The organism is Amycolatopsis sp. cmx-11-32 (assembly GCF_047608695.1).
Lineage (GTDB): Bacteria > Actinomycetota > Actinomycetes > Mycobacteriales > Pseudonocardiaceae > Amycolatopsis.
In genome coordinates, this window is record NZ_JADNQN010000002.1 from 227208 (window position 1) to 254078 (window position 26871).

Annotated in this window: 41 protein-coding genes; 3 read left to right on the forward strand and 38 right to left on the reverse strand. The window is 68.1% G+C overall.

Features of this window, described 5'->3' with window-relative positions:
• Positions 1-7: 7 nt before the first annotated feature.
• Both ACM6LR_RS05660 and ACM6LR_RS05665 read right to left on the reverse strand, forming a co-directional pair.
• On the reverse strand, positions 8-1147 hold the full coding sequence (locus ACM6LR_RS05660; protein WP_414943301.1) for a hypothetical protein: 1140 nt from the start codon (positions 1145-1147) through the stop codon (positions 8-10).
• Positions 1147-2364 (reverse strand): hypothetical protein, encoded by a 1218-nt coding sequence (locus ACM6LR_RS05665; RefSeq protein ID WP_414943302.1) that lies wholly within the window; start codon positions 2362-2364, stop codon positions 1147-1149. The genes ACM6LR_RS05660 and ACM6LR_RS05665 overlap by 1 nt, the downstream gene beginning before the upstream one ends.
• 53 nt (positions 2365-2417) lie before the next feature.
• On the opposite strand from ACM6LR_RS05665, the gene ACM6LR_RS05670 reads away from it, so the two are divergent.
• Entirely contained in the window at positions 2418-3116 is a 699-nt protein-coding gene (locus ACM6LR_RS05670) for a hypothetical protein (RefSeq protein WP_414943303.1), read from the forward strand.
• Between the two features lie 21 nt (positions 3117-3137).
• Here ACM6LR_RS05670 and ACM6LR_RS05675 read toward each other — a convergent pair whose 3' ends face one another.
• The 36 genes from ACM6LR_RS05675 to ACM6LR_RS05850 form a co-directional block, all read right to left on the reverse strand.
• The gene (locus tag ACM6LR_RS05675; protein ID WP_414943304.1) at positions 3138-4025 is read right to left on the reverse strand and encodes a hypothetical protein; all 888 of its coding nucleotides are present in this window, start codon (positions 4023-4025) and stop codon (positions 3138-3140) included.
• Positions 4025-6175, reverse strand: a complete 2151-nt coding sequence (locus ACM6LR_RS05680; protein WP_414943305.1) for a phage tail protein — start codon at positions 6173-6175, stop codon at positions 4025-4027. The genes ACM6LR_RS05675 and ACM6LR_RS05680 overlap by 1 nt, the downstream gene beginning before the upstream one ends.
• 134 nt (positions 6176-6309) lie before the next feature.
• Positions 6310-6768 (reverse strand): hypothetical protein, encoded by a 459-nt coding sequence (locus ACM6LR_RS05685; RefSeq protein ID WP_414943306.1) that lies wholly within the window; start codon positions 6766-6768, stop codon positions 6310-6312.
• Between the two features lie 5 nt (positions 6769-6773).
• Positions 6774-7265 carry a hypothetical protein gene (locus ACM6LR_RS05690; protein WP_414943307.1) on the reverse strand — a complete coding sequence of 164 codons (492 nt, stop codon included), beginning with the start codon at positions 7263-7265 and terminating at the stop codon, positions 6774-6776.
• Positions 7266-7676 carry a hypothetical protein gene (locus tag ACM6LR_RS05695; RefSeq protein WP_414943308.1) on the reverse strand — a complete coding sequence of 137 codons (411 nt, stop codon included), beginning with the start codon at positions 7674-7676 and terminating at the stop codon, positions 7266-7268.
• Positions 7677-7697: 21 nt separating this feature from the next.
• On the reverse strand, positions 7698-8432 hold the full coding sequence (locus tag ACM6LR_RS05700; RefSeq protein WP_414943309.1) for a hypothetical protein: 735 nt from the start codon (positions 8430-8432) through the stop codon (positions 7698-7700).
• Between the two features lie 2 nt (positions 8433-8434).
• Positions 8435-8848: a hypothetical protein gene (locus ACM6LR_RS05705; RefSeq protein WP_414943310.1), complete on the reverse strand. Its 414-nt coding sequence runs from the start codon at positions 8846-8848 to the stop codon at positions 8435-8437.
• Positions 8849-8857: 9 nt separating this feature from the next.
• Complete coding sequence (locus tag ACM6LR_RS05710; protein WP_414943311.1) at positions 8858-9457, reverse strand: phage gp6-like head-tail connector protein; 600 nt, start codon at positions 9455-9457, stop codon at positions 8858-8860.
• Positions 9458-9462: 5 nt separating this feature from the next.
• Positions 9463-9747, reverse strand: a complete 285-nt coding sequence (locus ACM6LR_RS05715) for a hypothetical protein (RefSeq protein WP_414943312.1) — start codon at positions 9745-9747, stop codon at positions 9463-9465.
• A 93-nt stretch (positions 9748-9840) separates the two neighbouring features.
• Positions 9841-11241 (reverse strand): hypothetical protein, encoded by a 1401-nt coding sequence (locus ACM6LR_RS05720; RefSeq protein ID WP_414943313.1) that lies wholly within the window; start codon positions 11239-11241, stop codon positions 9841-9843.
• Positions 11242-11383: 142 nt separating this feature from the next.
• Positions 11384-12142: an HK97 family phage prohead protease gene (locus tag ACM6LR_RS05725; protein WP_414943314.1), complete on the reverse strand. Its 759-nt coding sequence runs from the start codon at positions 12140-12142 to the stop codon at positions 11384-11386.
• On the reverse strand, positions 12139-13302 hold the full coding sequence (locus ACM6LR_RS05730; RefSeq protein WP_414943315.1) for a phage portal protein: 1164 nt from the start codon (positions 13300-13302) through the stop codon (positions 12139-12141). Before ACM6LR_RS05730 ends, ACM6LR_RS05725 begins: the two co-directional genes overlap by 4 nt.
• Positions 13299-13514: a hypothetical protein gene (locus ACM6LR_RS05735; protein ID WP_414943316.1), complete on the reverse strand. Its 216-nt coding sequence runs from the start codon at positions 13512-13514 to the stop codon at positions 13299-13301. The genes ACM6LR_RS05730 and ACM6LR_RS05735 overlap by 4 nt, the downstream gene beginning before the upstream one ends.
• A 14-nt stretch (positions 13515-13528) precedes the next feature.
• A complete protein-coding gene (locus ACM6LR_RS05740; protein WP_414943317.1) occupies positions 13529-15034 on the reverse strand; it encodes a terminase large subunit domain-containing protein in 1506 nt (501 codons plus the stop codon).
• Between the two features lie 747 nt (positions 15035-15781).
• The gene (locus ACM6LR_RS05745) at positions 15782-16363 is read right to left on the reverse strand and encodes a hypothetical protein (RefSeq protein ID WP_414943318.1); all 582 of its coding nucleotides are present in this window, start codon (positions 16361-16363) and stop codon (positions 15782-15784) included.
• A 136-nt stretch (positions 16364-16499) separates the two neighbouring features.
• Positions 16500-16952 carry an AAA family ATPase gene (locus ACM6LR_RS05750; protein WP_414943319.1) on the reverse strand — a complete coding sequence of 151 codons (453 nt, stop codon included), beginning with the start codon at positions 16950-16952 and terminating at the stop codon, positions 16500-16502.
• Positions 16953-16963: 11 nt separating this feature from the next.
• Positions 16964-17152 (reverse strand): hypothetical protein, encoded by a 189-nt coding sequence (locus ACM6LR_RS05755; protein ID WP_414943320.1) that lies wholly within the window; start codon positions 17150-17152, stop codon positions 16964-16966.
• Positions 17153-17158: 6 nt separating this feature from the next.
• The gene (locus tag ACM6LR_RS05760) at positions 17159-17521 is read right to left on the reverse strand and encodes an HNH endonuclease (protein WP_414943321.1); all 363 of its coding nucleotides are present in this window, start codon (positions 17519-17521) and stop codon (positions 17159-17161) included.
• 142 nt (positions 17522-17663) lie between these two features.
• Complete coding sequence (locus ACM6LR_RS05765; RefSeq protein WP_414943322.1) at positions 17664-17879, reverse strand: hypothetical protein; 216 nt, start codon at positions 17877-17879, stop codon at positions 17664-17666.
• Positions 17880-17889: 10 nt separating this feature from the next.
• On the reverse strand, positions 17890-18657 hold the full coding sequence (locus ACM6LR_RS05770) for a hypothetical protein (RefSeq protein ID WP_414943323.1): 768 nt from the start codon (positions 18655-18657) through the stop codon (positions 17890-17892).
• Positions 18654-19016: a hypothetical protein gene (locus ACM6LR_RS05775; protein ID WP_414943324.1), complete on the reverse strand. Its 363-nt coding sequence runs from the start codon at positions 19014-19016 to the stop codon at positions 18654-18656. The genes ACM6LR_RS05770 and ACM6LR_RS05775 overlap by 4 nt, the downstream gene beginning before the upstream one ends.
• Positions 19013-19240 (reverse strand): hypothetical protein, encoded by a 228-nt coding sequence (locus ACM6LR_RS05780; protein WP_414943325.1) that lies wholly within the window; start codon positions 19238-19240, stop codon positions 19013-19015. Before ACM6LR_RS05780 ends, ACM6LR_RS05775 begins: the two co-directional genes overlap by 4 nt.
• Positions 19237-20244, reverse strand: coding sequence for an HNH endonuclease (locus ACM6LR_RS05785; protein ID WP_414943326.1), 1008 nt, complete (start codon positions 20242-20244; stop codon positions 19237-19239). Before ACM6LR_RS05785 ends, ACM6LR_RS05780 begins: the two co-directional genes overlap by 4 nt.
• Positions 20245-20493: 249 nt before the next feature.
• Entirely contained in the window at positions 20494-20928 is a 435-nt protein-coding gene (locus ACM6LR_RS05790; protein WP_414943327.1) for a hypothetical protein, read from the reverse strand.
• Positions 20925-21158: a hypothetical protein gene (locus ACM6LR_RS05795; RefSeq protein ID WP_414943328.1), complete on the reverse strand. Its 234-nt coding sequence runs from the start codon at positions 21156-21158 to the stop codon at positions 20925-20927. The genes ACM6LR_RS05790 and ACM6LR_RS05795 overlap by 4 nt, the downstream gene beginning before the upstream one ends.
• Complete coding sequence (locus tag ACM6LR_RS05800) at positions 21158-21541, reverse strand: hypothetical protein (RefSeq protein ID WP_414943329.1); 384 nt, start codon at positions 21539-21541, stop codon at positions 21158-21160. Before ACM6LR_RS05800 ends, ACM6LR_RS05795 begins: the two co-directional genes overlap by 1 nt.
• Complete coding sequence (locus tag ACM6LR_RS05805) at positions 21541-21888, reverse strand: hypothetical protein (RefSeq protein ID WP_414943330.1); 348 nt, start codon at positions 21886-21888, stop codon at positions 21541-21543. Before ACM6LR_RS05805 ends, ACM6LR_RS05800 begins: the two co-directional genes overlap by 1 nt.
• Complete coding sequence (locus ACM6LR_RS05810; RefSeq protein WP_414943331.1) at positions 21885-22217, reverse strand: hypothetical protein; 333 nt, start codon at positions 22215-22217, stop codon at positions 21885-21887. The genes ACM6LR_RS05805 and ACM6LR_RS05810 overlap by 4 nt, the downstream gene beginning before the upstream one ends.
• Positions 22214-22876, reverse strand: a complete 663-nt coding sequence (locus ACM6LR_RS05815; RefSeq protein ID WP_414943332.1) for a DNA translocase FtsK — start codon at positions 22874-22876, stop codon at positions 22214-22216. The genes ACM6LR_RS05810 and ACM6LR_RS05815 overlap by 4 nt, the downstream gene beginning before the upstream one ends.
• Entirely contained in the window at positions 22873-23487 is a 615-nt protein-coding gene (locus tag ACM6LR_RS05820) for a hypothetical protein (RefSeq protein WP_414943333.1), read from the reverse strand. The genes ACM6LR_RS05815 and ACM6LR_RS05820 overlap by 4 nt, the downstream gene beginning before the upstream one ends.
• A complete protein-coding gene (locus ACM6LR_RS05825; protein WP_414943334.1) occupies positions 23484-23933 on the reverse strand; it encodes an SsgA family sporulation/cell division regulator in 450 nt (149 codons plus the stop codon). Before ACM6LR_RS05825 ends, ACM6LR_RS05820 begins: the two co-directional genes overlap by 4 nt.
• Positions 23930-24181, reverse strand: coding sequence for a hypothetical protein (locus tag ACM6LR_RS05830; protein WP_414943335.1), 252 nt, complete (start codon positions 24179-24181; stop codon positions 23930-23932). The genes ACM6LR_RS05825 and ACM6LR_RS05830 overlap by 4 nt, the downstream gene beginning before the upstream one ends.
• Complete coding sequence (locus ACM6LR_RS05835) at positions 24178-24480, reverse strand: hypothetical protein (protein ID WP_414943336.1); 303 nt, start codon at positions 24478-24480, stop codon at positions 24178-24180. Before ACM6LR_RS05835 ends, ACM6LR_RS05830 begins: the two co-directional genes overlap by 4 nt.
• A complete protein-coding gene (locus tag ACM6LR_RS05840) occupies positions 24477-24899 on the reverse strand; it encodes a hypothetical protein (protein ID WP_414943337.1) in 423 nt (140 codons plus the stop codon). Before ACM6LR_RS05840 ends, ACM6LR_RS05835 begins: the two co-directional genes overlap by 4 nt.
• Before the next feature lie 88 nt (positions 24900-24987).
• Complete coding sequence (locus tag ACM6LR_RS05845; protein ID WP_414943338.1) at positions 24988-25224, reverse strand: hypothetical protein; 237 nt, start codon at positions 25222-25224, stop codon at positions 24988-24990.
• Positions 25221-25601, reverse strand: coding sequence for a hypothetical protein (locus tag ACM6LR_RS05850; protein ID WP_414943339.1), 381 nt, complete (start codon positions 25599-25601; stop codon positions 25221-25223). Before ACM6LR_RS05850 ends, ACM6LR_RS05845 begins: the two co-directional genes overlap by 4 nt.
• 200 nt (positions 25602-25801) lie before the next feature.
• Here ACM6LR_RS05850 and ACM6LR_RS05855 point away from each other — a divergent pair, with 200 nt between their 5' ends.
• Entirely contained in the window at positions 25802-26311 is a 510-nt protein-coding gene (locus ACM6LR_RS05855) for a hypothetical protein (protein WP_414943340.1), read from the forward strand.
• 206 nt (positions 26312-26517) lie between these two features.
• A complete protein-coding gene (locus ACM6LR_RS05860; protein WP_414943341.1) occupies positions 26518-26829 on the forward strand; it encodes a hypothetical protein in 312 nt (103 codons plus the stop codon).
• Positions 26830-26871: the final 42 nt, after the last annotated feature.

A 26871-nucleotide genomic window follows, 5' to 3' on the forward strand; every position in this document is an offset into this window, starting at 1 on the left:
TTCGGTGTCAGGCGACGTCGTCGAGCAGCGGGCCACAGGTGACCCGGACGGTTTCGCGGTCCTCGCCGGGCGAGATGGACATGCCGATGATCCGCAGGCTGGTGTCGATCCCGGTGGGCACGAAATCGTCCTCGATGATCACGTGCGCGTCGTCGCCGAGTCCCCATTCGCCGACGATGGGCGACCGGTCGCCGCGCACCTCGAGTTCCGGCAGGACAACCGGGAGACGCGAGGCGAACAGATCAGCGTCGGCGTGCTGCTGCAGGGTGTCGACGTTCGACACGGTGGTGTAGGCGGTCTCGGATTCGATGAGCGGGAAACCGCCGGCGTAGCGGCTGGTGTCCTCGGCGGCGGCGATCAGGGTTCCGTCGTCGGATCCCTCGCCGGTGGCGAACCCGCGGGAGGCGTAGCGGGTCGCGTCGGATGGCCACGTGTAGTCAATGAGGTTCGCGCCGAACTCGAACACCCACGGCGATCCCTGCTGGCCGAGGTACGGCGTGCCCTGTCGAAACAGCCGGGTTGGCCGGCCGTTCACGTCGGGGCCGCCGGTATCGAACATCATGTCGGCGCCGCCCTCGACCGCGGCGAGCTGCCGCAGCGCCTCGCCCACCCACGACAGTTCGTATCCGGCGTACTGGCGGGTGCGGTCGATCAGCGATAGCGACGTGTCGCCGATGATGCCGAGATCTCCACCGGTGTGTGCCTGCGCTACTTGGATGAGACCGCGGGCGATGTCGTTCTGATCGCCACCGAACGTCAGCCGCAGTTCGGCGATGTCGTAGGCGGGCGCCACCGGGAAAGTCAGTAGCGGCACCACCTTGCGGTGATCGAAGTACGTCCACCAGTCACCGCAACCGACCTCGACCGTACGTGAGGTCGAGTTGTAACGGCGGGTCCAGATGATCCCGCCCCACATCGGCGTGTCGTCTCGGTAGACGTACAGACAGCGGCGGCCGGGCATCGTGAGGTCGTACGGGTCGCGCACCTTCCGAAACGGGTTAGTCCGTGACTCGACCCCGAACGTCCCGCGCGCCGACCCGGAATCGTTGAGCCGCTTGGAATACTCCACATTGGACAACGGGAGTTCGGCGAGCGGGGCGTTGGTCAGCAGGTCGTGCACCATGTAGGTGTAGAGCGGCGCCGCCATCAGATACCGATATCCTCGACCAGAACCTCGCGGATGCGACCAGTATCAATCGTGCCTGTGCCGGAGTTCACGAATGCCGAGAGACCGAACGTGACTTGACCGGTGAGGGGCGCGACCCACAACGTTTCACGGGTCGTCGTCTTGAAAGACCCTGGCAGCGCGTCCGTTTGCAGCTCTATCGCGGTGCTGCCTGCGAGGTCGATGGAGCTGCCTGCCTTGAACCGATAGCGGAAGCTCGCGATGTTCGAGCTACCCGCCTCGCTGCGTTTGTGGATGATCCGGTATCGGCGACCTGACACCACATTTCCTGTCGCGATCTCCGGCTGCATCAGTTCGCTAGTACTGGTGCCACCTGCGCCGGTGTGGGCGCCGTAGGCGACGACACCGCGCGGGGCCGCGGCGTTGACGAGACTGATCGTGGCGTTCCACGCGGACCCGGTCCACCGGTACAGAATGTTGTCGGTCGTCAGGATCGCCAGTTGCCCGGCGAACGGGTGGGTGATGTCCGCGAGCGCGCCGGCGGTCACGGTGCCTTGGCACTGCCAGGTCCCCAACGTCGAGTTGTAGACCTCGGTCCATCCCTTGTCGCGCCGGTAGATCGTGAGCCCCGGAACCGCCGGCAGTGCGGCACGTTCGGTCAGGTTCGCGACCGGGACGACACCGCCGAGGGAGACAACGCGCGCCGGGCGCAGGTCGTCGAGCATCGCGCCGGTGATCGTGGTCGCCCCGGCGCCGACCCGGATCCGCGCCAACAGCAGGTAGTCGGGGTAGAGCCCGCCTTGCGTCGGGTCGGGGTCGACCGGGCTACCGGCCGCGGTGCCCTTGACCCGCATCACGGTGTACGCGGTCGACCCGTCGCCGTAGTAGGTGTCGGTCTGCCGGGCGATGATCAGGTCACGGCGCGCGTTCGACGGGTCGGCCGGGTCGGTCCCCAACACGTTGAGCGTCTTGTCGGTGTCGAGCGTCGCGATGTACGGGCCCATGCCGCGGGCGGCAGGGATCGCGGCCTGGAACGCGGACACCTTGACGTTGACGTCCGGGGTCGGCGTGGTCGCGGCGACCAGTCCCGGAGTGCCGGCGGCGTTGATGATCCCGACGCTTTTCGCGGTCGCGGTCGCGCCGGGCTGCAGTAGCGCGCCGAACGCCACGCGGGAATCCTCGGCGTCGACCACGCGGGTGGACCCGTTCATAGTCGCCCAGCTATCACGCTCTGCCACTGCAAAGCCTCCATCCTCGTAACGATCTTGGTCCGACTTGGGATACTTGGCCCATGGATAAAAGATGGAAACGCGCTGCGTTCCTCGGCGCGGGTGTTCTTGTGCTTCTCGTCGCCGGTGTTGTGACATGGGGTGTTTTGCAGGACAAGAAGGCGGACTGGTTCTCGGCATGGGCGTCCGGCGCTAGCTCCATCGTTGCGGTATTTGCTCTACTCGCCGCAGGCGTTGCCGCAAACGCAACAATTGCAACAAATCGAAATCAGTCTGAACAACTAAGAAGGCTCGAGGAATCAAACCAGCGCGAGCAGGCAACCAAGTTCGGCCTATGGCTGCAATTGGAAGAACCCATGACAGCATCACCCCACGCATGGCGCCATTCAATCTACTACCATAATGCTGGATCATTGCCCGTTTACACTGTCAACCTAACGGTTATATTCGCAGGTGAGACACACAAAATCCTTTATGACACTCTTGCGCCCACCACGACACCTACGCGAATGAATCGAGCCACCGTTTCAATGCGCGACTTCATCACGCGTGTAGCCGAGGAACACCACGAAACAATGCACCCAGAAGATCCAAAACGCTTAAGCGAGGATCCCGCTTTCAAAACTAAGCTATCAGAGAAAGTCAAGATTAGAAGGAGTGTTCTCCTGCAAATGCAAGGGCCTTCTCTTACGGTTGATTTTTCCGACGGGGAATCGCGTTGGCGACGAGAAACGAACGGAGCCTTGACCCCCCTCCCCTGACGTCGTATGCAGCGGCCTGTTTCATTGGTAGGCGTCGTGCCAGATGGCACGGAGTTCGGCGGCCGGGTTGTAGGCGCCGCCGGTGAACTGGATCCGGGTCGGCTCGCCGGGTTCGAGTGGTGTCCATTGCGCGACGAACAGCCGTTGCCGCACGCTCACGCCGTTGATCTCGGCGGTGCGGGATCCGGGCGCGGTGTCGATCCGCAGCGTTTGCCCGGCGAGGACGGTCCACGCGGGATCGAACATCAGGACGCGGCCGCCGTAGATGATCTGTGGTCCGGGCACCGGGCCGTCGATCTCGAGCACGGGCCACGTGGGCACGTGCCCGGCGTTGGTGGCGATGGCCTGCCCGCCGGTGGTGCCGACACCGAAGTCGAGCCCGCCCCCACCGAAGTCGAGCCCGCCCCCGCCGAAGTCCAGCCCGCCACCGGCAGGCACCGCGAGCCGGGTAGAGACCGTCTTCTCGGCCACGCTGTACAGCCGCGGGTCGTTGGCTTCCCAGGAGACCGCACCGGCGACGTAGCCGACGTTGGCGTACTTGAGGTCGGTCGGGATCGCCCGGCGCTTCACGCGGGCGTTCAGCAGCACGGGCAGCCCGTCGAGCTGGATCACCAACGGTTCGTTGTCCGGGTTCTCTCCGGGGGCGGTGATCCGGCGCAGGGTGTCCAGCGCGGCCGGCAGTGCGGGATGGTCGCCGCGGTAGATCCATTCCCAGACGACTTCGCGGTCGGTGGAGAGCAGCTGACCGAGGTAGCTGCCGTGGTAGCCGGGCAGCGCGGTGTTTCCGCCGCGCTGCCCCGGCAGGTCCCACAATCCCGTGATCCGTGTGGTGCCGAACGTGGTGTCGCTGCCGAGCAGGGTGTTACGCCACTCGAGCTGACCGTCGAGGGTCACCAGCTCGCCCGCCATCAGTAACCCCCGCTCTTGGAGAACCAGTCGAGATCGCGCGCGACCTCGCCGGGCGGCGCATCGGCGGGCGGGTGGTAGTTCTCGATGTGGACCAGCGACCGGCCACCGGATCCGCCGGCGGCCGCGGCCGTGCCGGGCGGTCCGCCACCGGCCGCGCCGTACCCGGCGCCGAGCGTTCCGCCGAGACCGCCCGCACTGGCGGCGATCGACGGGCCGATGCCACGCACGAATCCCTGCACGAGACCGAAGTTCTCGACCAAGGAGTCGTGGAAGCCGCGCATGATCGCCTCACCGGCGGGTTGCAGCAGCGTCCGGTCATACGACAACGGGCCTTTGTGGTCGGCGATCCACGATGCGATGCCGGACACGAAATCGGTGACCGCGCCCCACGCGTTTTTGAGTCCACGCAGGAAACCGTCGATGATCGCGCGTCCGGCGCGGACCAGCAGCCCGCCGAGATCGCCGAGTGCGCCGAGGATCCGACCGGGAATACCGGCCACAAAGGACACTGCTTCATCCCATCGGATACGGATCCAGCGTGTGACCTCGCCGAACCACCCGGAGATCTTGCCCGGCAGGGAACCAAACCACGAGATGGCCGCGGCGATCCCGTCGATGGCGCGGGACGTCAAGCCCTTGACGAATTCCCAGGCACCGCCGAAAACATCGACGACGAATTTCACGACCGCGCCGAGCAGTTGCAGGCTGAACGCGTGGAAATTCACGATGTGACCAACCAAAAAGACCAGCGCGGGCGCCAGCAAGTTGATCAGGAACGCGGCGAGTTCGGCGACCATGGTGATGATCGGCGTGAGCGCGAGCACCAGGTCGGCGATCGGCGGTAGCAGCTGCACCAGCGGTGGCAACAGCTGCACGAACGCGCCGATGAGCGCGCCGAGCACGGGCGAGATCGCCTGCAGGATCTGGAGAATCGCGGTTCCGAGGGTGGACGCGAGCTGACCGAGAACCGGCAAGACCGGCAGGATGGCGGCGGCGAGCTGCCGCAGGGTGTCTGCCGCGAACTGCGAGATCAGGGTCATGATCTGCGAGACGATCGGCACCAGCTGCACCAGGATCGGCGCGAGCGCTCCGGCGAGCTGAGCGGCGATCTCGGCGATGGCGGGCACCAACGGCAGGATCGGCGCCAGCAGCGACAAGAACACCGGTACCAACGGGGTCACGGCCTGCAGGATCTGCGTCAGCGCCGGGATCAGCGATCCGGTGAGCAGCCCGCCGAGCTGCGTAAAGATCTCGGTCACGGCGGGTCCGGCTGCCTCGAACACCCCGACCAGCGCATCGGCGAGCGGGCCGAGGGCCGTCGCGACCTGCACGAAAATGGGACCGAGGCTCTGAATTACCGGGATCAGCGCGCCCGCCAAACCGTCCACAAGGGACACGATTACAGGCAGCAGCGCCTCGAGGATCGGCCCACCGGCTTGAGCGAGGGTCGCGAGAACCGCGCCTACCGTGCCGAGGATATCGCCGAGCGCGGGACCGAGCGCCGAGAACGCCTGTCCCACGGCCGTAGCCGCCGGGGCGAGGTTGGCCGCGAACTGACCGACACCAGCGCCAAGAGAGGTAAGGAAATCGGCCAGTCCGTCGAACACTGGTCCGGCGGCCTGAATGGCGGTGAGAAATCCCGGCATGGCCTGCGACGCGAACCCGGTGATGCCGTCAGTGAGGGTGGTCAGGTACGGGCCGACGGCCGAGAACGCTTGCCCGATCGACGGCGCCAACTCGTCGAACGTTCCTCGCAGCTGCCCGGCGATCTGCGCGAAGTACGGGACCAGCGGCGCCGCCAGTTCCGTGAGCTGCGATTTGACGTGCGAGCCGAGCGAGCTGAACGCCTGCGCAACAACGGCGTTCTCCTTGAGCACCATGGCGCCGAGCCCGGCGAACGCAAGCGGCACCGCGGCGAGCGCACCACCGGCCACCAGCGCACTCGCCGAGGCGACCGCCCCGAACTTCACGAACGTCTGAGTGAGACCGAGGATGCTCTGCGCGTTGCTCTGCGCCATGCCCGCGGTGTACTCACCCGCCGAGCGCATCACCCCAGCCGTGACGAGTGCCTCCCGCCGGATCTCCCGGAACACGCTAGACACGCCGTCACGACCAAGGATGTCGAACAGCAGGGACGTATCGGAGGCCATGACACCCCCTTGCCGCTATGTAGTTTTTTGTTGCGCCTCGATGATTTGATCGATGTACGCGCACGCCGCGTGGAACTGCGAGACGGTCAACAGCCCCAGTTCCCACGGGCGAATGTGCAGCACCTCAGAGATTTTCAGGCAGTACCGGATCGCTTTTTCCTCGATGGCGCTTTTCCCGCCGGACCGGGCACCTCGTCGTCCTGGCCCTCGCCGTCGACACTGGCACTCCTGCTCAGCTGCGCCTCGATCGCGGCGACCGCAACGCGCCGCTTGTCCTCCGGGACACCGGTCGCGGTCTGCGCGGCGGCGTGCATCTGCTCCAGCAGCTCACGACTCAGGATCACCTCGACCTCGCCCGAACGGAAATCGACATCGTCGTACCGCAGATCCTTGTGCGTCTGCCGCAGCACGTGCCACAGCGCGCACCGCTTCGCGCGGACCGAACCGGACACGAGCGACTGCTGCAGCTCGCCGAGGCTGCCCTCGAACTTGCGCTCGAGGTCCTCGGCCGCGGCGACCCGCAGGTCGTCCGGGTCGAAGTCGTACCGCTGTGCCTCGCCGCCATCGGGGCTGTAGGCGATGACAAAACGCATGGGGTTCACACCTTTCGAGAGAGGCGACGCGCGGTTTCTTCCATCGCGTCGACCACGCGGCGGCGGGCGTCCATCGCCGCTCCGCGCATGGCGTCGTCGAACCAGTCCGGTTTGCCGATCTGGTGGGAAGTGCTTCCGTGGTCCCAGTTCGGATGCGACCAACCGGCCGCGGAGTTCGTGCGCCGGGGCGCGTGGGTGAAGCCGCGGAGCTTGATGGTCTTGGTGACCGCGCGGGCGCCGGCCGATTTGCCGGACATCTTCGCGACGACCTGGATTTTCGAGGCGATCGCCGACCGCAACGACCGACCGGGATGTTTCGTCTGCGACGGCATCGACCGGATGGCGGCGCGGGCCTGCTGCCGGGCAGGTTGCAGCGCGGTACGCAGGTTCCGCGCAAGATCCTTCCGCAGCTGCTTTCCGTCCTCTTCGGTGCGCAGGGCCCGCGCGATGTCGCGCAACCGGCGTTCCGGGCCCGACAGGTCGAGGTCGACCGGCATCTACGACACCGCGCGGGAAACCTGTCCCGACGTCGGCCACTCGACGTCTACCTCGGCGATCGATCCGACCTGTCCGGCGATCGGCGCCCACTTCTTCACGAGGACGGTTCCGGTGTACTTGGGGTTGCTGGCCCCGACCGCGGCGTCGGACAGCCGTACCTCGAACGGGACCAGCGTCCCCAACAGTGGCCACATGGTCGCGTCGAGTTCACCGGCGGCGATGTCCTGTTTGAACGTGGCGGACAAGGATCCCTCTTTGATTCCGCCGAGAACCTCTTTCCAGCCCAACGACCGGAACGTCGTCGCGTCCTCGTCGGACACCTCGACACTGAGTTCGATTTTGCTCGAGTGTTCCGACACGTCGGTCGCGTTGATCGACAGGTACGACGCGAGCAGCACCATGTGCGGCATGGGGGTTTTCTCCTTACAGGGTCAGGCGATGCCGAGGGCAACGACGAACAGGAACGACGGCGCGGTGCCGGTGATAGTCCACGTGGGACGGAACCAGGTGTTGGTGATCGACCCCGGTACGCGGGCGATCTGCCCGCCGAGCACATCGGCGGCCGCGAACGTGGCGACGTCGGTGGGCGAGGCGAACGTGTTGTCGGCGCCGGACTCGATGCCGAGGGTGATCGACGGCGAGCCGGTGCCCGCGATCGACAGAACGTGAGCCGAGGCGTAGAGATGTTTTCCGGCGGGGACGGCGCCGAGCTGGATCCCGGAACCGGTGCCGGTCGCGGTGCGGGCGGTGCCGGGCGGGTGCGCGATCTGCCCGCGTATCAGCGGCCACGACCCCTTGGCCTCGCCTTCCCACGGCGCGACCGCGCCGACCTGGTCGCCGAGCTTGTACTTGCCCGACATCGCCAACGTGAAATAGGCCAGTGCGCCGAGGTCGGCCCGGTCCGGGCACGCCGTCCACGGGCCGAGCCCGCCGAGTTCGGACCACCGCGCGTCGTCGACTCGACCGGGGTCGCCCGCCTCCCACTGACCCCCGCCGGACAGTTCGGTCTCGCGCAGTCCGCCGAGAACCTCTTTCCAACCACCGGAAGCGAAGTTGGTCCCTTCCTCGTCGGACACCTCCGCGTTGAGCTCGAGCTTGTTCGAGGATCCGGTGAGGTCGGCGCCGCCGGTGAACAACCTGCAGTTGAGCAGCACGAAAAGCGACACGGTCAGTTCCCCCGCCCGATGATCAACACGCGCCACTCGGCGCCGTAGTAGTGGCTGTTGCTGTGCTCGTACAGGCCATAGCCGGAGCACCGTTGGACCCGCACGGCGTCGCAGGTCCCGCCGAGCGACTGGTCGACCTCGAGCGCGGCCTTGACCGACGTCGGTCCGGTACCCACGAGATAGCCGTCGAGTTGCTGCTGCCCGGTGCGGTCGGTCGCGTGCGACACCAGCAGACGGCACGTGAGATAGACGGTGTCCATGCCACGGCCGAACGTGGTGTCGTACTCGACCTCGACCTCGGCGACGAAAAAGGCCGGCGGGCTGATCGCGTCCGGGACGAACGCGAAGCAGCGCAGCCCCTCGACGTGAGCCTCGACGGCGGCGGCGGCCGCGGCCTTGACTGCTGTGATCTCCACCCGCGCCCCCTATCCGAATCCGGGGAGCACGAAGGGCGAGATCATCGCGGCGACGTCCGGGTCGGAACGGCTGATCCGGATCAAGCCCCACTCAGCCGACCCGCTCACCCCTTCCGGGGAGTCCTTGCGGCGATGCAGCCGAGCGGCCTGCAACAACGTCGCCTGCACGATGTCCTCAGGAACGGCGGGCCATCCCCACACCGCGGTGACCCGGACGCGCCCGGTCGGGCCGTGCGGCCACACCCGATCCGTGGCCACCCCGGTGTGCGGCCAACCGGGATCCGGTGCGAGCGGAGACAGCTCGAACCGGGTCGCTTGCGTGAACTGGCCGTAGGCGTAGCCCTCCTCGACGACCACCCCGTCGAGCGTGGCGATATCGCCGGTGAGCAGCAGATGCCCCTCAGGGGCGAACAACGTCCGCCCCACGACCGGGAACACCTTCGCGGTGGCGATGTCGTCCCGGTAGAAGTGCCGGCCGCATGCCCGGTCGATCCCGCGCGACGCGGTCGCCAGATGGCGGGCGAGGTCGGCGTCGTCGCTGGTGTCGGTCGCCGGGATGTTGAGCGCCTTCTTGAGCGGCGCCACCGTGGCGTAGACCGTCTCGGCCATCGCGGTTACCGGGTCTGCTGACGCTTCGCGGTGGCCGGCTTCGCATCCTTGGGCGCGTCGCCCCGCGCGGCCGGTGCGGCGGTCTCGGCCTCGGCCGGTGCCGTGTACCCGCGCAGCTTGAGTTGCTCGTCGACGGCCTTGACGCGGTCGTCCATGCCGTCCCGACCGGCGTAGGCGGCGCGTTCGCGCAGCAGCGCGGCGATCATCGCGTCGTCGGTCGCCGACGTGGCGGTGCCCGGCGCGGTGCCCTCCGGCGCGGTGACGGCGGGGGCCTGGTCCTCGTTGCTCATTCCGATTTCCTTCCTGCGACAGGGTGAAACACGCAGCGGCGAGCACGGTCCGGTGTGGACGGTGCTCGCCGCTGCAGGTGGACGGGGGTTGGATCAGACCCCGGTGAACGCGGGCGTGATCAGCCCGGTGCCGGAGATCTTGCGGGCGTGCGCGTAGCGGCTGTGGGTGAAGGCGTAGTAGCCGTAGACCACCAGGACGATCCCGAGGGATTCGGCCTTGGCCTGTTCGGCGCGGATCAGCACCGGCGCGTTCGGGTCCTCCCACAGGTGGAACTCGTTCTTGTCGCCGAGGTAGATCTCGTCCTCGTTCGTGCCCGCGCCGAGGTTGGTGGCGATGTTGTTGTCGACCAGCACCGGGGTGCCGTTGGGCAGCACGCCGCGGATGCCGGAGCCGTACCGTTCGGCGTAGTTCGCGCCGAGGGTCTTCTCGACGATGCCGGGCTGCGAGATGAGCGGCCACTTGGTGCTCATGGCGTTCTGCAGCCAGTACCACCGGCGGGAGTGCATCACGGCGATGTTCTCGCCGGACGCGACGTCGAGCAGCGCGCCCTCGACCCCGGCGAGCGCCTCGGGGATCTTCGGGTACAGCTCCTCAGCCGTCGGGGTGGCGTCGGTGTAGGTGACCGGCGTCGCGACCGCGGAGAGACCGACCGTCGCGAGGTTGATCGTTTTCGAGTCCACGTTCGCGTGGTACCGCTTGTACAGGTCCTCGACGACCGTGTCGTCGACCTGCACACCACGGTCGACACCTTGGCGCGACACGGTCTGTCGGCCGGCCGCGGTGCGAACCGGGATGGTCAGCAGGGTGTCGTCGTAGTCGGTCTCGGAGACGTTGGTGTTCTCGGATGCCTGGTCGTCCACGCTCGTGCCGGTGGTGCCGCGGCCGAGGTTCACGATCATGCCGGTTTCCGGCAGGTCGTGGTGACGGCAGGCATCCGCGAACGGGCGGCCGGTGGTAGCCATCGGCGCGTACATGTCGACCAGGTATTGCGGGACCACCAGCCCGGTGAACGCGCCGGTACCGACCGCGCGCTGCTGCGCGCCCTCGACCTGCGCGCCCCGTTCGACCTGTTCCTCGTTCATGTGGCGGGCGAGGCGGGCCTGCGCGCCGTAGTCGCCGAGGAACGCAGAGGCGACGTCACGGGCGAACCCGGCGCCCTTGCGGTCCTGGTCGGCACGGTAGGTGCGTTCCTCGGTACCGACGCGCGCCACCTGGTCGTAGGCGGGGCGCGGGGCGCCGGGGTTGGTCTCGCGCTGCAACCGGTCGGCTGCGTCGTCGCGGGCCTGTTCCGCCTCGAGATCGGCGACCCGCGCCTGCAGGGCGTCGAGTTCGGTGTCGAGGTCGTCCTTTGCCTGGCGAGCCTCGGTGACCTTGGCCTCGTCGACCGTGTCCTGCGAGCGCAGGTCGGCGAGCGTCGAGGCGAATCCGTTGCGCTGCTCCAGTTTGGTGGCCATCTGGCCCCGGAGCTGCGCGATGAGCTGAGCGAGCGTCATGGGTGACGTCGTCCTCCCTCCCGCGTGGCGGGGATCGTTGTTCGTCGGATGGCCCTGCAGGCAGCAGGCGGTGACTCCCAGACCAGGCCACGCGGGCGCGGTGCGGGGTTCCTTACGCGAAGCAGCAGGGAAAGCGCGCCGCCTACAGGCGGCGCATCCTCGTGTCCTCGTCGGTGATGAGGACACGAGACGGTGCGGGGGTCGTGGTGAAACGGGCCTGCAGCGCGGCGAGCGCGGCGCGGGCCTGGTCCTCGTCGAGCGCGCGCAGCGCCTCGAGGGGATCGGCGGCGCGCAGCCCGGCGCCGGTGGTGTGCGGGTTGGCGCCGTAGCCGACGATCGCGACGTCGCCGCGGTGAAGGTCGAAGGCGTTGATGCGGTATTCGGTGTAGTCCGGTGACCACTGCCCGGACGTGATCCGGAACTTGAACGACATTTCGTCGATCAGCCCGGCGCGCAGCTTGGGCACGATGTAGGCGACGTCCTGGTCGTCGCGGTCGAGGTTCGGCGCGAGGACACGCAACCCCTCGTCGGACTCGGTCAGCTGCAGCGACCCGTTGGTCGTGCGCGCGATGCGGCGCAGGTCTTGGTGCTGCAGCACGAGCGGCACGTCGAGGTCGGCGCGGGCAAGGCTTTCACTCGCCGCCCCGGCGGACACCACTTCGGTGTAGGGACCGTAGTAATCCCACATCTCGTAACCGCGGTCGTACACCGTGGCGAACCCATCGAACTCGAGCCCGGCGCCGGCCGCGGAGTCGCGCAGCTGCAACCCGCGCAGCTGCGCGGACACCCGCGGCGGCGCGGTGTCGTGTTCGGCCGCGCGCCGCTGCGAGGGCCGGTCAGCCCGCGCGGCCACGGCGCGGCTGCGTTCGGCGGCCGCGGCCGCGCGAGACTCGGGGGTCATGTCGTCGCTCCTGACTCTGCAGTGGTGGGCTGCGTGCGGGGGTTGCCGAACAGCCGGTCGAACTCGGCGAGCTGCTCGTCGGTGAACGGCATCCGGTTTTCCAGCGCGCGAGCCTCGGACGGTGCGAGCTGCCGAGTGGCGATCTGCTTGCCGAGAACCTCGGCGCGGGTCTGGGGGTCCATCCGCAGCAGCGCGTCGCTGTTGAGCTTCACGAACCGCGGCCGCGGCAACAGGTCCGACAACGCGCTTTCGCGCCGGAACACGGCCGGGCCGATGTTCATGATGAGCAGCTGCAGGTTGCGTTGACTGATCGACGCGTAGGTGATCGACCCGGTGGCGACCGCGCCGTCGATGACGTCGGCCGGGCAGCCGAAGAACCGGGCGATGTCGACGATGCCGAATTGCTGCACCTGCAGGAAATTCGCGTCCGAGGCCATCGCCTGGATCGGCTTGTATTCCCAGTCCTTGCCGTGCACGAACAGGTCGCGCCCGGCGACGGATGCTTTGAACCGCTGTTTGATCGCGGTGGCCTCCACCGGGCTGACCGTCTTCTCGGTGTTGCGCAGTTCGCCGGCGGGGATCGCGCCGTCGGTGAACCAGTCGAGCGCGAACTGCTGCGCCGACAGGTATTGACCGATGCTCATCGCCGCGTAGGAGGTGGGCGACAGACCGACCGGGAGACCGGCGACGGTGAACTGCTTTTCGTGCCATATCTGGTGAGGCAGGTACTTCACGCCGCGGATCCGGTAGTGATCGATCTGCCCGCCGCGGATCCGCACGGTGACGTCGGCGAGGTCGACCAGTTCGATACGCGCGGGGAGGCCAAGACCGTCGAACGCGGTGATGATGCCGAACGCGTTGCCGGCGCGGTCGAGGTCGACCTGCGTCGAGTACATCCACTCGTGCAGCTTCACCCGCTCGCCGCCCGGTGCGATCAGCACCGGCGGTTTCTTGGTCTCCACCTGGATCCCGTCCACCATGCGGAAGGAATCGACTGGCATTGTGGATATCAGGTCGGCCCGCAGCCGCAGGCACGCCCATACCGCGGAGTGCTGCATGGCGGATTTGTTGGTGACCACGGCCGTTCCGGTGCGGCCGGACACCGGCCGCGTGGGGATCTCGGAATCGTCCACGGTGGACGCACGAGAGAACAGGCTCACCGGCGATCACCCCCGCGAAGCCTCTTCCACCAGGTCGGCGCGGCGGACGGCGTGCCGATCCACACCGCGACCCGTGACCCGGCGAGCAGCAGGACCCCGACCGGGCCGAGCGCGGCCCACCCGATCAGCGGGAACAGCGCGGCGCCGATCCCGGCGGCGACCAGCAGCAGCCCGGCGAGGTCGAGCAGCGTCGTAACCAGGTCACGCGACATCCGAGATTCTCCTTTCACCACACCGAATCCAGCACGTCATAGTCGTCGATCACCAGGTGCGCGCGGCTCTCGTATGTCCACCGGGCCACGGTTCCGCCCACCAGCGGCGCGATATTCGAGTCGCTTGTGCGACGTGCCCATGCCCACGCGTCGCCGAGGACGCGCGTACGGGCACCGGTCAAGGCTTCGTTCATCGGTCGTTGGTTGAGGTGGCGCAGGCGGTCGTGCTCCACTGCGTCGGCGAACGCAGCGCACGACGCGGCGAACTCACGCGACGTCGGGATCGCGAGCTGCCCGCGCCCCGGCTTCATCGGATCCTTCGGTGTCGTGAATCCTGCGTTGTTGAGCGGGACCAGCAGCGAACCGGCGGGCCCTGCGACGTCGAGACCGACCGCGATCGGGTTGTGCCGGTCGCGCAGTTCGACAAGCCGCTCGACCACGCCGTCGGTGCCGTCGCGCAGCTCGATCACCTCGACGTGCCCGCGGCCGTCCGGGCGGTGCCCGTAGGCCATGATCGCGGTTTTCTGTCGGTCCGGTGTGATATCGACCGCGAGCGCCACGTCTGCCGCGGTGGAGCGCGCGTCGTGCCGGTCCGCCCACCACTTGGTGGGCACGTTCGGGTCGTCGGCGACGACCACCACTTTCGTGACGTTGAGATAGGCGCGGTCGAACTCGCCCGCCTCCATCTTCTCTCGCTCGCTGCGCACGGCGGCCTCGGCGACAGTGTGGCCGAGCGCGGGCATGCACGACCACCAGGTCGCCGGGTCGTCCCGGTCGTAGACGTCGCCGACGGTCCAGTCGAACACGGCGAACGTGGACGACTCACCCGCCTCGATGATCTCGCGACCGCGCTTGCGCTTGCCGTTGAGGAAATGCGACTTCGCTTTCGTGCCCGCCGTGGACACCAGCCACTGTTGCGGTTGCGGTCGCGTGATCATCGCCGGGGAGAAGGCTTGTTCCAGCCGGGAATCCTCGAGCGCGAAAGCTTCGTCGATCGTTCCGTCGTCGAGCGTCTCGCCGTGGCCGGCGGTCTCGGTGTTCGAGGTGATGCCGTGCCGCGACCCGTTGCGCCACTTGATCGATTCGTTCCCGTTGACCTTGCGGACGGTGTAGCGGCCCCGGAACCGCGGCGCAGCGTCGAGCGCGGCCACGTGTTCCTCTTCCCACTTCTTGCGCGCCGAGAGACGGTTCTGCGCCGAATACAAGATGTTCTGCCGTGGCCACGCTTGGGCTCTCCACACCATCTTGGCCAACAGAAGAGTTGTCTTGCCCGACTGCCGGGGCACCATCAGCAGGATGTCGCGATAGGCCAGACGTCCGGTGACGGGATCGACCTCGAGCGCGACGTCGGCGACGTAGCGCTGCCACGGCATGAACGGTGTCCCGAACGCCTCGGCGATCCTCGCCACCTTGGGCCCGTACGTCTTCCGTGACAGGTCGCGCGGCGTCCCCCACCGGGGAACACACCGCAGCCCGTACAGGTCGAGCAGTTGCGCCCTGAGGGCTTCTGTGCGATCCATAGCGCCCCCCTGCCGCAGTCAGGGATCGAAACTCAACCGTTATAACGAAGTGAATTTCCAACCGACATACAGGGAAACTAGTGAACCTCTTTCAAGCTAAGCCCTCTGATCGAATTCACGCCCCTGAACAGGGAATATAAGCGGTAGGTTGGCGTGTTCGTTCGCATGCAAATGGGAGTAGAGTCGCGCGCGCGAATCAGCCGAAAACCGCTGCGAGCAGCGCATATAAGCGGCGACTTAAATTTAGAGTGGCGTCCGATTTGGCTGCGTTAAGGTGCCCGCGTTCAACCATTCATGGACGGAGAGAGAGCGCGATTGCACGCAGACAACCCCAACGCAAGTTCACAGGTGATTACAGAGTGGGCGCCCTTCCCGCTCGCAACGTTCAGGGCACCCACACGACCAATCTCGCCAGCTAGCAAGCAGAACAAGGTAGGCCGCAATGGGCAAGAGTAGTCGCAGACGCAAGGGACAGAAATCTCCACGATTGGCGCGTGATGGCTGGTGGTGGGCGCTTGTCGCCCTGCTGAGCAAAGGGAAGCCCTACCGCCGGTTCCTCACGGTGACACTTATCGCTCTCCTCGCAGTAGTTGCGATCTGCGCCACCATCGTGATTCTCGCTCTTAACGGAGGTGGTCCTCTCGTTGCATCCCTGTTCGAGGCGCCAAAGAAGTAGGTGGATCTCGCAGTAACTCCAAGTTCGGTACGGCTCGAGTCCGGCAAATCTGGCGGGCTCGAGCCGTCCATCTATTCCGGGTCGCCGAGGTCGCCGAACTCGTCGTCGTCATCCGGCGCCGTGCGGACGGCTACGGCGTCGGTCAGCGTCTTGAGCGTCGCCCGTAGTTCCTTCGCGAGCGGCGGTATCGGGTTCTCATCGGCACCGCGGTCGATCCCGGCGGCGAGCGCGTAGGCGAGTTCGGCGAGACCGGGTTCGGTGTCGGCGAGGTCGCCGAGTGCGGTGATGTCCGCGCGCACCTGCCGCTCGAGCGCGCCCGTTTCCGCCGCGCAACGCGGGCACTCCGGCGGCTCGTCGCCTCCGAGCAGCGCGGCGTGCTCGCCGAGCAGACCGAGCGGCGTCGTACCTGCAGCCGCGGCGATGAACCGCAGTTCGTCGACCGTGACCTCGCGGCGCCGGCGGCCGTCCTTGTCCGGGCGGCCGGTCTCGATGTAGCCGACCACGGCGGCGCTGAACGATTCCGGCGCGCCCTTCTCCCATGCGGCCGCGGCGAACTCGCCGCGCGTGAGCCCGCCACGCTTGCGCGTCGCCTTGATCTCAGCCGCGATCACATCGCTCATCGTCGTGATCCGTTCGCCCGTCAATGTGATCACCCTCCACCCTGTGATTTTTTGCCGGGGAGAAATTCAGGGATGGTGGGCGCGGGGTCTCCCGTGCCCTCACACCGAAAAAACCCAGGTCAGCGCGGTGCACATCGATGAGCACCGGTGTGTCGCGTGTGGACGGTGATCACCAGTCACGCGACGTGGCGAATTGCTCGTCGGGTTCCTGTTCCGTGCCGGGCAGATATCGCGCGTACCACCGGTGGATAGCGGGCACGCTGCCCGGTGGCCGGCGGTCCGCTCGCGCGCGGCGCACGCATTCGTCGCGACCGGGATCCAGCAGGATCAACTCGGCGCGCAGCCTCTCGACCAGCGCGGCGCGCTGTGCCGCGACGGGCAGGGAGCGCACCACATACACGACGCCCTGGCGGGCCTTGGCGATCTGGTCCAGCTCGAGCCGCATCACGTGTTCTGCCTGTCGGCTGTAGGTCTTGCTGTGCAGCCAGCGGCGCGGGCTGCCCATCGCGCGGGCGATCTCGTCACGGTCGAGCACCCGCCCGCCGTTCGCGGTGGCGAGCTTGTGGGCGAGCGTGGTCTTGCCCGCGCAGATCGGACCCGCGATCACGACTACCTGCCGCACATGATCACCACCTACGTGAAGTCCTTGCGGAACGCGTACGGCTGCGCGGACGACATGGTCTTGTGCACGGTCCAGACCGTGCCGCACGGGTCGCATCGCCATTGATCACCAGCGGTCACGATGCCCCGGAGCACGGTGTTGAGGTTGTCCGGCGTCATGCACCGGTGCGGCCGGTGCTTCTGTCGTTTGATCCACGGCATGCACGGTCACCACCTTCGCGAAGTCGGCATCGGCGCCTCTTGTGCCCGGTTGCCGCGGCTCGAGTTGCAACTGCGATGGGCGGGGCGGGCGTTGTCGAGGGTGTCCGGTCCGCCCTTGCTGCGCGGCACGATGTGGTCGGCCGTGAACGACAGCTTGTGCCCGGCTGGTAGGTCGAGGTCGATCCGGTGCCCGCACAACCCGCACGCCGCACCGGACGCTGCCGCGAGTTCACGCAGCTGCGCCGTGACCCGGCGCCACGGGCGCCCGTTCGCCGAGGCCATTCCTCCCACCCGAAGTGTTGGCCGGACGTCGGACACGTGGAGTCCGAACAGCAATCCGGGCGGCGAGGGCACACCCCCATCAGCCATGACGTGATCTCCGGGGGCGGCGAAATGAGAGAAGCCCCGACCGGTTCCGGTCGGGGCTTCTCTCGGTGCCGTGTCCGGGCACACTTCGCCTAAGTGCCCTCAGTATGCAGAACGATCACTCGCCTGTCGAACAGGGGTTCGTCTACCGCGTGTCGAGCGTGGGCCGGTCGTCCGGCGGCGCGGGTTCGGTGTTGTTGACCACTGCGCCTACTTCTCGACGCCCTTGTGCCGCTGGTCGCTGTTGTTCCAGCAGCCCGACGTCGAACAGTTCTCCGTAGTCGGGTGCACCTGGTGTCCACACTGTCCGGTCGTCGGCTTCGGTGGAGCGGGCGGCGGCGAGCCGAGGTTCGGGCGCCATCGGTTCTTACTCATCGGGTACCCCCATGGGTTTCAGTGTCGTCGGCTGCACATCGCGCGGCCACCTGGTCGTCGTTACCGGTCGCTCCGGTCGGGACTTCGGATCGGTGTCCGTTGCCCTCGGCGCTGCTGCGCAGCCGCGGCCGCCGGGCCTGCTCCACGGTGAGCACGCCCTGCAGGAACTCGAGGTTTTCCGGGCCCCACACCTGCCCGCAGCCGAGGCAGGTACAGCCGGTGCGGGCGTCGAGGGCGAGCGCCGGGGCCTGGACCAGTTCGCCGGTACTGGGGTCGAGGCGCCACACCATGCCCTGCCCGCACGCGGGGCACGCCGCGGCGATGTGCAGCCGCCGGGGTGGGTCGAGGAGTTCCTCGATCCGCTCGACCATGTACCGCAGCTCGAACACGGTCGAGGCGACCCGGTTGATGTCGGCCCATCGCCCGGCGATGCCGGCGGCCGCCCGGATCCGGGACACGGCGTCAGCGTCCTGCACCAGCACGTTGAAATGCAGGGTCGCGGCCTGTCGATCGAGGTTGCGCTGCAGGTCGGCCGCGGCGACCCGGATCGGGGCGCCGGGCGAGCTGCCCGATGCCTTGCCGGTCTCGCCACCGTGCGCGTGCGCCTGGCGCAGCTGCTCGAGCAACGACGGTTTGGTGTGGGTGGTGGTCGTCATGTCGTCGCGGATCACCTTGAGGGTGATGGGGTCGGTGAGCTTGGCGGCGAGGGCGGCGAGTTCGGTCTGCCACTGCCGCAGGTTTTTCGGGTCGGTCACGTCGGTCACGGGCGGGTTCCCCTCGCGTTGATCGTGCGCGGCGGCCGAGGCTGCCGGGCGGGTCCGGTGTTGCGGGTACGGGTGAGTTCGAGCGCACGCGCGAACCGGTCGGCTGCGTTGCGCGCGGCGATCTCGTCGAGGGCGGCGAGCGCGGGCACGGTGGCCTGCAGCGCCTCGGCGAGCGCGGCGAACGACCGGCCGATGTGGACGACGGCGGCCGCGACTCCGGGCACGATCGCGGCGAGCGTCGACCGGGCGACGTTGTCGATCCTCCGGGCATGTGCGAAGTGCGCCTCGGCGAGGCTGCGCTGCCACGGCTCGAGGTCGACACCGACGGCCGGGGCGGGGTGTTCGGGTTCGGTGGTCATTGGGGGTCACGCTCCTGTCGGTGGTGGTCGGCCGCCCGGATCCGTCGCCAGTGGGCGGGGGCGCGGAGTGGTCGACCGTCGGGGGTGAGGCACGGGTGGCCGGCGGGCTGGTCGCATTCGGGGCAGTCGACGGCGAGGGCGAGTTCGCGTTCGCGCTCGAGGAGTTCGTGCGCGGCGAGGTCGTCGAGTTCGCGGGCGTTGAACTGGCCCCGGTAGCGGGTCACCGGGGGATGTCCGGTGGTGGCGGGGGCGGTGTGGCGGCGCGGGTGTAGGGGTTGGGACTGAGTTGGTCGCGGGGTGTGTCGGCAGGGCCCACGGTGGGGCGGTAGCCGTTGGGTCCTGCATCGCCTACGCGGTCCCGGTAGGTGGTGGGGCCTGTCAAGGGAGCTACCCCGTCCCGTCCCCTACCCGTCCCGGTAGTCATCGCGTCGGTGATTCCGTCGGTGATCATGGGGTTCTGTGGCTGGTTTTGGGCAGGGTCGGGCCTGGTGTTGTTGTCGGATTCCGCTGGTGGGGCCTGGTTTCCGGCGGGGATGATGTTCTGCGCGGGATCCGGGTCGGTTTCTGGTCGATCCGGTGATCGGTCGGTGATCGCCGGTTGATCCGGCGCAGATTCGGCGTTGATCGCGGCGAGGTTCGGCGGGGGCAACAGGATGAGCCCGGCGGCCTCGGGGGTGCAGTCCTTCTTGCGTCCGTTGCAGCCCCGGCACGCGACAACCAGGTTGTCGGCACCGGCGGCGATCTTCGGGTCGACATGGTCGAGCACACCGCCCGACGGGGTCTTGCGGTCGGCCCACTTCACGGTGATGCCGCAGTACCGGCAGAACAGGCCGTCGCGGGCCTTGACCGCGTTGCGCAGCTCCTTGTCCTTCAATTCGCGCGTCTTGGCGCGGTGCACGTCGTTCTCGGCGCGAGAGGGGTTCTCGTCAAGGAAGGCGTGCACCCAGTACCCGCCGAGACCCTCGTTCCACTTCTTTCCCTCGAGGCATCGGCACTCGTCGCCGGGCCGGTGGATCATCGGCGGGCCGTCGCCGAGGCGGACGTCGAGCAGCGCCTTGAGTTCGCGCCGTGTCGCGATCTGGCGGGCCTTGAGGGCGGGCAGCCACCCGTCGGTGCGCTGCGCGCTCGCGTACTGCTTGAGGCGCGTCAGCGCCCCGTAGGCGCTGTTGCCGACGGCGTGCACTAGTGGGTCGTCGTAGCCGACGTCGTTGAGCCTCAGCCACGGCATGAGGCACCGCCCGGAATACGCGCGGAAACCCGGCGCCGTGTGGGTGCCGGGTTGGCGGGGTCGTGCCGGTGGATCACGGGGGGTTTCTCCTTGTCCCAGTTGGAAAGCGGGGCCGGGTCGCCGTAGCGACTCGGCCCCGCCCGGTCAGCGACCGCCCGTGAGATCAGGGGCGGGCGGCGAGTTCGGCGAAGTCCGGAATCGGTTCGCTGTTGATGTCCTCGCGCCATGCGCGCAGCAGCTCCTCGACCGTCATGACGCGGTCTCCGATCCCCAAAGGGCGTTGAGCCGGTAGACGTCGAGGAATGCGCGCAGCAGGTCGACAAGACCCTCGAGTCCCTCGGCCGCCACGTGGCCGGTGACGACGTCCTGCGCTCCCTCTGCGTCGAGGTTCACCTGCGCCGTGATCGCCTTCATCGCGGTCAGTTCGGCCGAGTCGGGGGTCTCCGTGGCCTCGAGCGCGACCGGACCGGGCGGGTTCATCAACGCGCGCAGCGTCTCGCCCACCACCACCAGCCCGACCGAGATCAGCGACCACAACCGGCCGTAGCGGTCGATCGGGTCACTGGCGCCGAGGTACTCGGCGACCACGGCGTCGGCCGCCTCCGGCGAGTCAGCCGCGGCGGCGCGCAGGAACGCAGCGGCGGTGTCGACCACGTGCTCGCGAGTGTCGTTCTGGTCGCTCATGCCGTCGGCCCCTCACGGTGCGGGGCGGTCTCGTCGGCGACGACGGCGAGGTCGGCTAGGCCGTCGATCACCACGGACGCGCGCGGCACGCGCAGCGTGACCTCGGCGGGCTGACACGGCGACAGGGAGACCTCGACACCGGAGACGACTCCGGAGATGTCGACGCCGTCGACCAGCACGCGGGCGGCGCGGCCGATCGCGACGATGCGGACGCGTCTCCGTTCGGCCATCACGCGCCCCCCGCCGTGGCGGTGGGGTCGTACAGGGCGACGACGTCGCGCACTGCCTCGGCGAGCAGCCGGTTGAACGCGGCGACCGGGTCGGGCGCGGCGGCCGCGGCAACGATCGCCTCCAGCGATCCGGCCTTGTCGCACACGGCGACCCACACGGGGTGACTGGAGTCGTCGAGGTCGATCCGTTCGCCGGGGCGGGCGAACGCCTCGCGCACGTGCGTGTCGTTGAGCCCGGCGAGCAGACGTTTGGTGGCGCCACGGGCGAGGTCTTCCATTCCCTCGAGTTCGCGGGCGGTCGGCGGTCGGTAGGTGGTCTGCAGGTCGATCACGTACCGGAGTACGGCGTTGGCAGAGTTCGCCTCGGCGATGTTCAGTCCCATTAGGACACCGCCGAACCGGTCGGGGCCCACGACGCGCGCCACGCGCGCAGCCGCTCGCCGAGTTCGTCAATTCGGCGCTGCGAGATCCAGCCGGTGCGGCGCGCGGCCTCGCCGGGGTGCCCGCGCTCGCCGGTGGCGAGGTAGCCGAACAGCGTCTCGAGCAGACCGTCGGCGGCGAGCAACTGCGCGTGGGCGGTGTTGACCGTCTCGAGCGCCTCGACCAGTACGGCGAGAACCGGGGCCATATCGGCGGCACGGACGGGTTCGCGCGCGGCGCGGGCGAACCGCTCGCGCCACACCTCGCGCTCAGCGTCCGTCATGGACGGTGTCGGGTCGGTGGTGGTCATGCTCGTGTCCTCTCGTCGAGTTCGGGGGCGGTCTGGCGGTACTGCTCGAGTTCGGTGAGGGCGGTCTCGGCGACGAGGGTCTGCGCCTTGTGCGCCTTGCCGAGGCGGGCGGTCTCGTCGGCCAACGTCGCGTTATCGGTCTCGAGTTCGGCGATGTAGGCGCGACTGTCGGCGAACAGCGGGTCGATCACCCGCTGCTGCACGTTGTCCGCGACGTAGGCCGCGAAGTCCGGCAGTGGGGCCTCGGTGCCGTTGCGGCGGGCCCACTGCGCGGTGGCCTGCCGGATCACGGTGGTGAGGTCTTCGCGCGGGCGGGGCGCGCAGGTCACGACTCGTCCGGATCGGTGGCGGCGGCGTCGGCCTGGTCCTCGTCGGCGCGCGGGCCGCGGATCGCCTCGACGATCGCGGGCAGGTCGGCAGCCTCGGCGAGCACCGGCGGCTCGCCGGAGTCCTCGGCGTCGCCGACCACGCCCCGGCGCCGTAGCTCCTGCATGAGCCGTTCGGCAGCCGCGTAGCCGACGCGCAACTTGCGCTGCAGCATCTGCACCGATGGGTGCCCGGACGTGATCACCAAATCGGCTGCCTGACAGATCAGGTCGACCTCTTCGGGGGTCTTGCTCGAGCTCGAGCCGGGGAAGGTCACGACCACTCCGGCGCCGTCGCGCAGCAAGTCGCCGGCGTCGTTGGCCGGGGCGGTCGTGGCCTTCTCGAACGGCAACGCCTGCTGCCCGGTCCGCTGCTCGTACGCCTCGCGCCACACCCGGCGAAGTGACTTCGCGTCCGCGCTCGAGCCAGGGAACGCCTCGCAGGCGACGATGCGCGCGGTTGGGATCACCTCGCCCGACTCGATGTCTTGCGTGACCTTCTGCGTGGTCACGATGGCGACGACCAGGTGCGTGGAGGTCGGGTCGTCCAGAAGTGCGGCGCCGATCATGCCGATGCCGTTCTTGTCGTCCTTGGGCAGCCGCCCGGACAGGCTCACGCTCATGGCGTTCCCTTCGTGGTGTCGTGGTCCTCACCGGGCGGGAGCGCGGTGAACTCGGCCTCGCGACCGGATGCCGGGGTGCCGCGCGGGTGGAGCGCGACCAGGTACACCCACCCGACGGCCGTCCACTCGCGACGGGTCACGACGCAGTGCAAGGTGCCGCGCAGCAACAGCGGCTGGTCGACCTCGAAAAGAGGCTGTGTGGTCGGCCAGTCGGACGCTTGCGCGATGCGTGCCGGTGGTCGCCATTCGGCGGCAAGAATCGCGTCGGCGGCGGCCTCGATGTCTGCCGTTTCGATACCGGTCGCGTTGTCCGGGAGGCTGCAATCGATGAGCCCGGCGAGGCGTTCCCGGTCGTCGCTTGTGACGACCGGGGCGGCCGTCTGGCCGAAGTAATCGGCCGCGGCCTGCCACGTCAGGTGCACCAGGCAGAGTTCGACCTTGCGCCACGCGCACGCGGGGCAGCCGGTGGGATCCGGGCCCGGTGTGTACTGCAGCAGCGGGTTACGCGGGTAGTCGTAGCCCGACGTGACTACGGTGTCGGTCTTGCGGCGGCGGGCGGGACGGCGGTCGCCGTCGCCGCCCACCACCGACAGGTGCGAACGCGTGCTCACGCCACGCCGTACGCGATGCGGGCGAGTTCGGCGTCGACCGTGGCCTCGTCGACGGCGTCGGTCTCGGCGCCGAGTGGCACCAGCTGTTCAGTGGCCTCGAGCACGGTGTCGATCTCGGAGTGATCGAACGAGAACAGCGCTACCGACGAACAGCCGTTGCCGCAGCCGCAGCGCGCCGTGACCTCGATCCACTGCGACAACAGCGGTTGCACGAACACGTGCCCGTCGGCGCCGACGGGTTCGATCCGGCCTCGGTCGAGCAGTTCGCGAGCGAACCGGTACTCGTACTCGGTGCCGGTGATCAGCATGGTGATCGCCCACGGATCGGTGCGGTCGTAGCGCCACTCGACCGCGACCGGCCGAACCTCGGCGGGCACACCCCCGGCGAGTTTGCGCACGACCAGCCACGCGCGGGAACGGTGGGAGATCTCGTGAGCCTCGATCATGAGGGCATTCCTTCCTGGACAAGGGGGACCCACCCGGCGACCTGGTCGTCGCGGAGGGCCTGCAGGACATAGGCGAGGCGGAAACCGGGCGGCACATAGACCACCGACCACGGGCTGCGCAGGCAGCTACCGCGGTCACTCCGGATCGCGACCACGCCGTCGAACGACTCGCGCACCTGCAGCACCGGCGGCACCGGGACAGGCCGCGACGGCGGGGGCGGGGGCGGGATGTCAAGGCGGACCGTCATCGCTGCCCGCCCCGCTCGCCGTCGCCCTCGGCGGCGCGGTCGGCGCGGATCGCGGCGACGGTGCGGTCGAGTTCGCCGAGCAACGTCCGCGTGCGCGCGTCGGGGTCCTCGCCGAACTCGCCGCGCGTCAGGTTCCACAACAGCGAAAGCGCCGACGAGAGACCGTCTACGCGGGCGCCCTCACGCCACGCGCCGTCTTTCGCGATCGCCTCGGACTTGGCGCGCTCCTGCTGCAGCACGGTTGTGAAGTCCTTGAGCGCCTCGCGCAGCTGCGCCTCGGGCAGCCGATCCGCGGTCACGGGCACACCTCGAGACGGATCGGGCGCGTGAAGTCGACCCGTTCGACCAGGGCCTGCCTCACCGGGCCGTAGGGACGCATCGCGCAGACGTGGCACACCTCGGCCACCTGCAACGGGTCGCGCGGGTCGTGCGGATCCGGGGCGCCGTGCACCCGCACCGTGGTGATCCGGCGCGATCCGCAACCGCACTCACTCGGGACGAACGCCTGGTCGAACGTGACCTCGACGTCGCCGAGCGCGCGCAGCTGCATCATCCGCACGTCGGGGTGGTCGATCAGGTCGCCGACAGCCGGAAGGATCCGGGTCGCCTCAGCCGAGGCGCCGTAGGCGCGGCCGGTCACCCGGCGGAACCAACTCCGGAACGACGTCGTACACGAGCGGTGGCGGCCGCCGGTGGCGGTATCCTTCGCTGCGATCATGAGGGCATCTCCTCTTGGTCGGGGCCCCGCGGGGCCATGCCCGTCTCGCGCCTGCACGCGCGAGGCGGGCCCTTTTCTTGGGGGGAAGTCAGGAAGCGACGGAGAACCGGCGGATGCCGCGCGACGGCGGCTGCTTCGCCATCCAGCGATTGGCGTCGTCGATGTGCACGAACCGCTTGCCGTCGGGGCCGGACGGCTGCATGTTCTTGAGCCCGCGCTTACCGTCCGAGCGGTCGTACTCGAGGGCTTTCTGCTGCACGGTCCTTACGTGCAAGCGCAGGTAGTCCGCAGCCTCTTGCAACGTCATCCACGGTGAGCCGGTCACGCTGCGACCTCGGCGTTGTTCCGGCGGGGGCCCTTGGTCTGTTCGGTGGTCTCGCGCCGGGTGGGCCCGGTGTTCGTCCGGGTCGGCTGCTTGGGCGGCGTGTCCGGTACGCCGTCGTTGTTGCTGGCGAGGATCTCGGCGGCGACGTCGGGGTCGGCGACGATGTCGGCCGAGACCTTGACCGGGTCCTCGCCGTGCTGAGCGAGCGCGCGACCGAGCGCGTAGATACGGGTGATCTTCATCGTCTGTGGGCGTTCCGCCCGCGTGCTGTTCTGCACCGCACGAACGGGGAGCGCGGCCTCAGCCGCGAGGGTGTGCAGGTCCCAACCGAGCAATGCCGCCCGGTGGCGGACCCTCTGTCCATTTAGGAGGGGCATGCCGCACATCATGCGCGATCATGCGCGCTTGGTCAAGCATGATCCTGCATAGTAAATGCTCGAAGGGTTGTTTCATGCGCCATCATGCGGCATGATGCCTAACCATGCGAACCTTACTGAGGGAGTTTGAGGGTCAAAGGAAGTGGAAACATCAGCCACGAAGAGGTGCGTCATGCGCGGGCATGCGGCATGATGCGCGCATGGCCAATGGCAGGACGCGCACGGCGAACTACTCGGAGACAGCGCGCCAGCGCCTAGGCAACGCCGTGGCGATCGCCCGACAAGCCGCCGGCCACAAGTACCGGACCACGTTCGCGCGAGAGCATGAGGGCCTCAACGTGCGCAGCCTCGAGCTACTCGAGAACGGCAAACCGGGAGTTGCTCAGGCGGTCCTGGTCGCCGTCGGGCGGGCACTTCCGAACTGGGACGAGGAGACCCCGCGGGTAATCCTTGAAGGCGGACCGATCCCACCGACCGCCGCACCCACCGACCCGCCCACGGAAAAGCCTCACGGCACACACGAATGGTCGGCGAGTTTCCGCGCTCGAGCGCTCGACACGTCCGACGAGGAGCACCTCGCCGAGGCGCGACGCATCCGAATAGAGGACGGTCGGTTAGCCCAGTTGAACTACCTCAAAGCCGTATTTCAGATCAAGGCCGAGGCAGCCGAGGCAGCCGCAGCCCTCGATGATGGGCACGCGAAACCCTAGAACGGCTGGTCATCCTAGGTACTTCGATCAAGTTCGCAACCGAGTTGACCAACTTTTAACCTTTTTTGTCGCCCACATGGACGAATTCTGTAACGCGACACTAGTCCGATCAGGTTGCGTATTCGTCCGATGTCTAACACGTAGCGACCGTGTAACGAAAAACCTTCTGCCAAACGGGTTACCCCGTGGGCAGAAGGAGGCATACCATGCACAACCGCCCGTTTCCAGAACCCACCACCGTGCCGCTTCATCGCATGCTGTTCTGGCTCTCCGGGTTTCTCACTGCCGAACTGATCGCACACGCAGCTGCCGCTCACCACCTTGGATGGAGCGCGCCACTGCTGATCTTGAACTGCACGTTGGTCATCGTCGTTTGGGTCGCGTCGATTCTGACCTTGTGCACACAAACCGTGATCGTCGCACTGCGACAGGACCAGATCGACCAGGCCGACCAGACAGTCGGCGACGCGACCGACGTAGAGATAGCTCGACTGGAACGACGTTTCCGCGGTGCTTAGCGCCGGGGGAGAGCGGCGCCACGGTCGAGCCGCTCTCCCCCG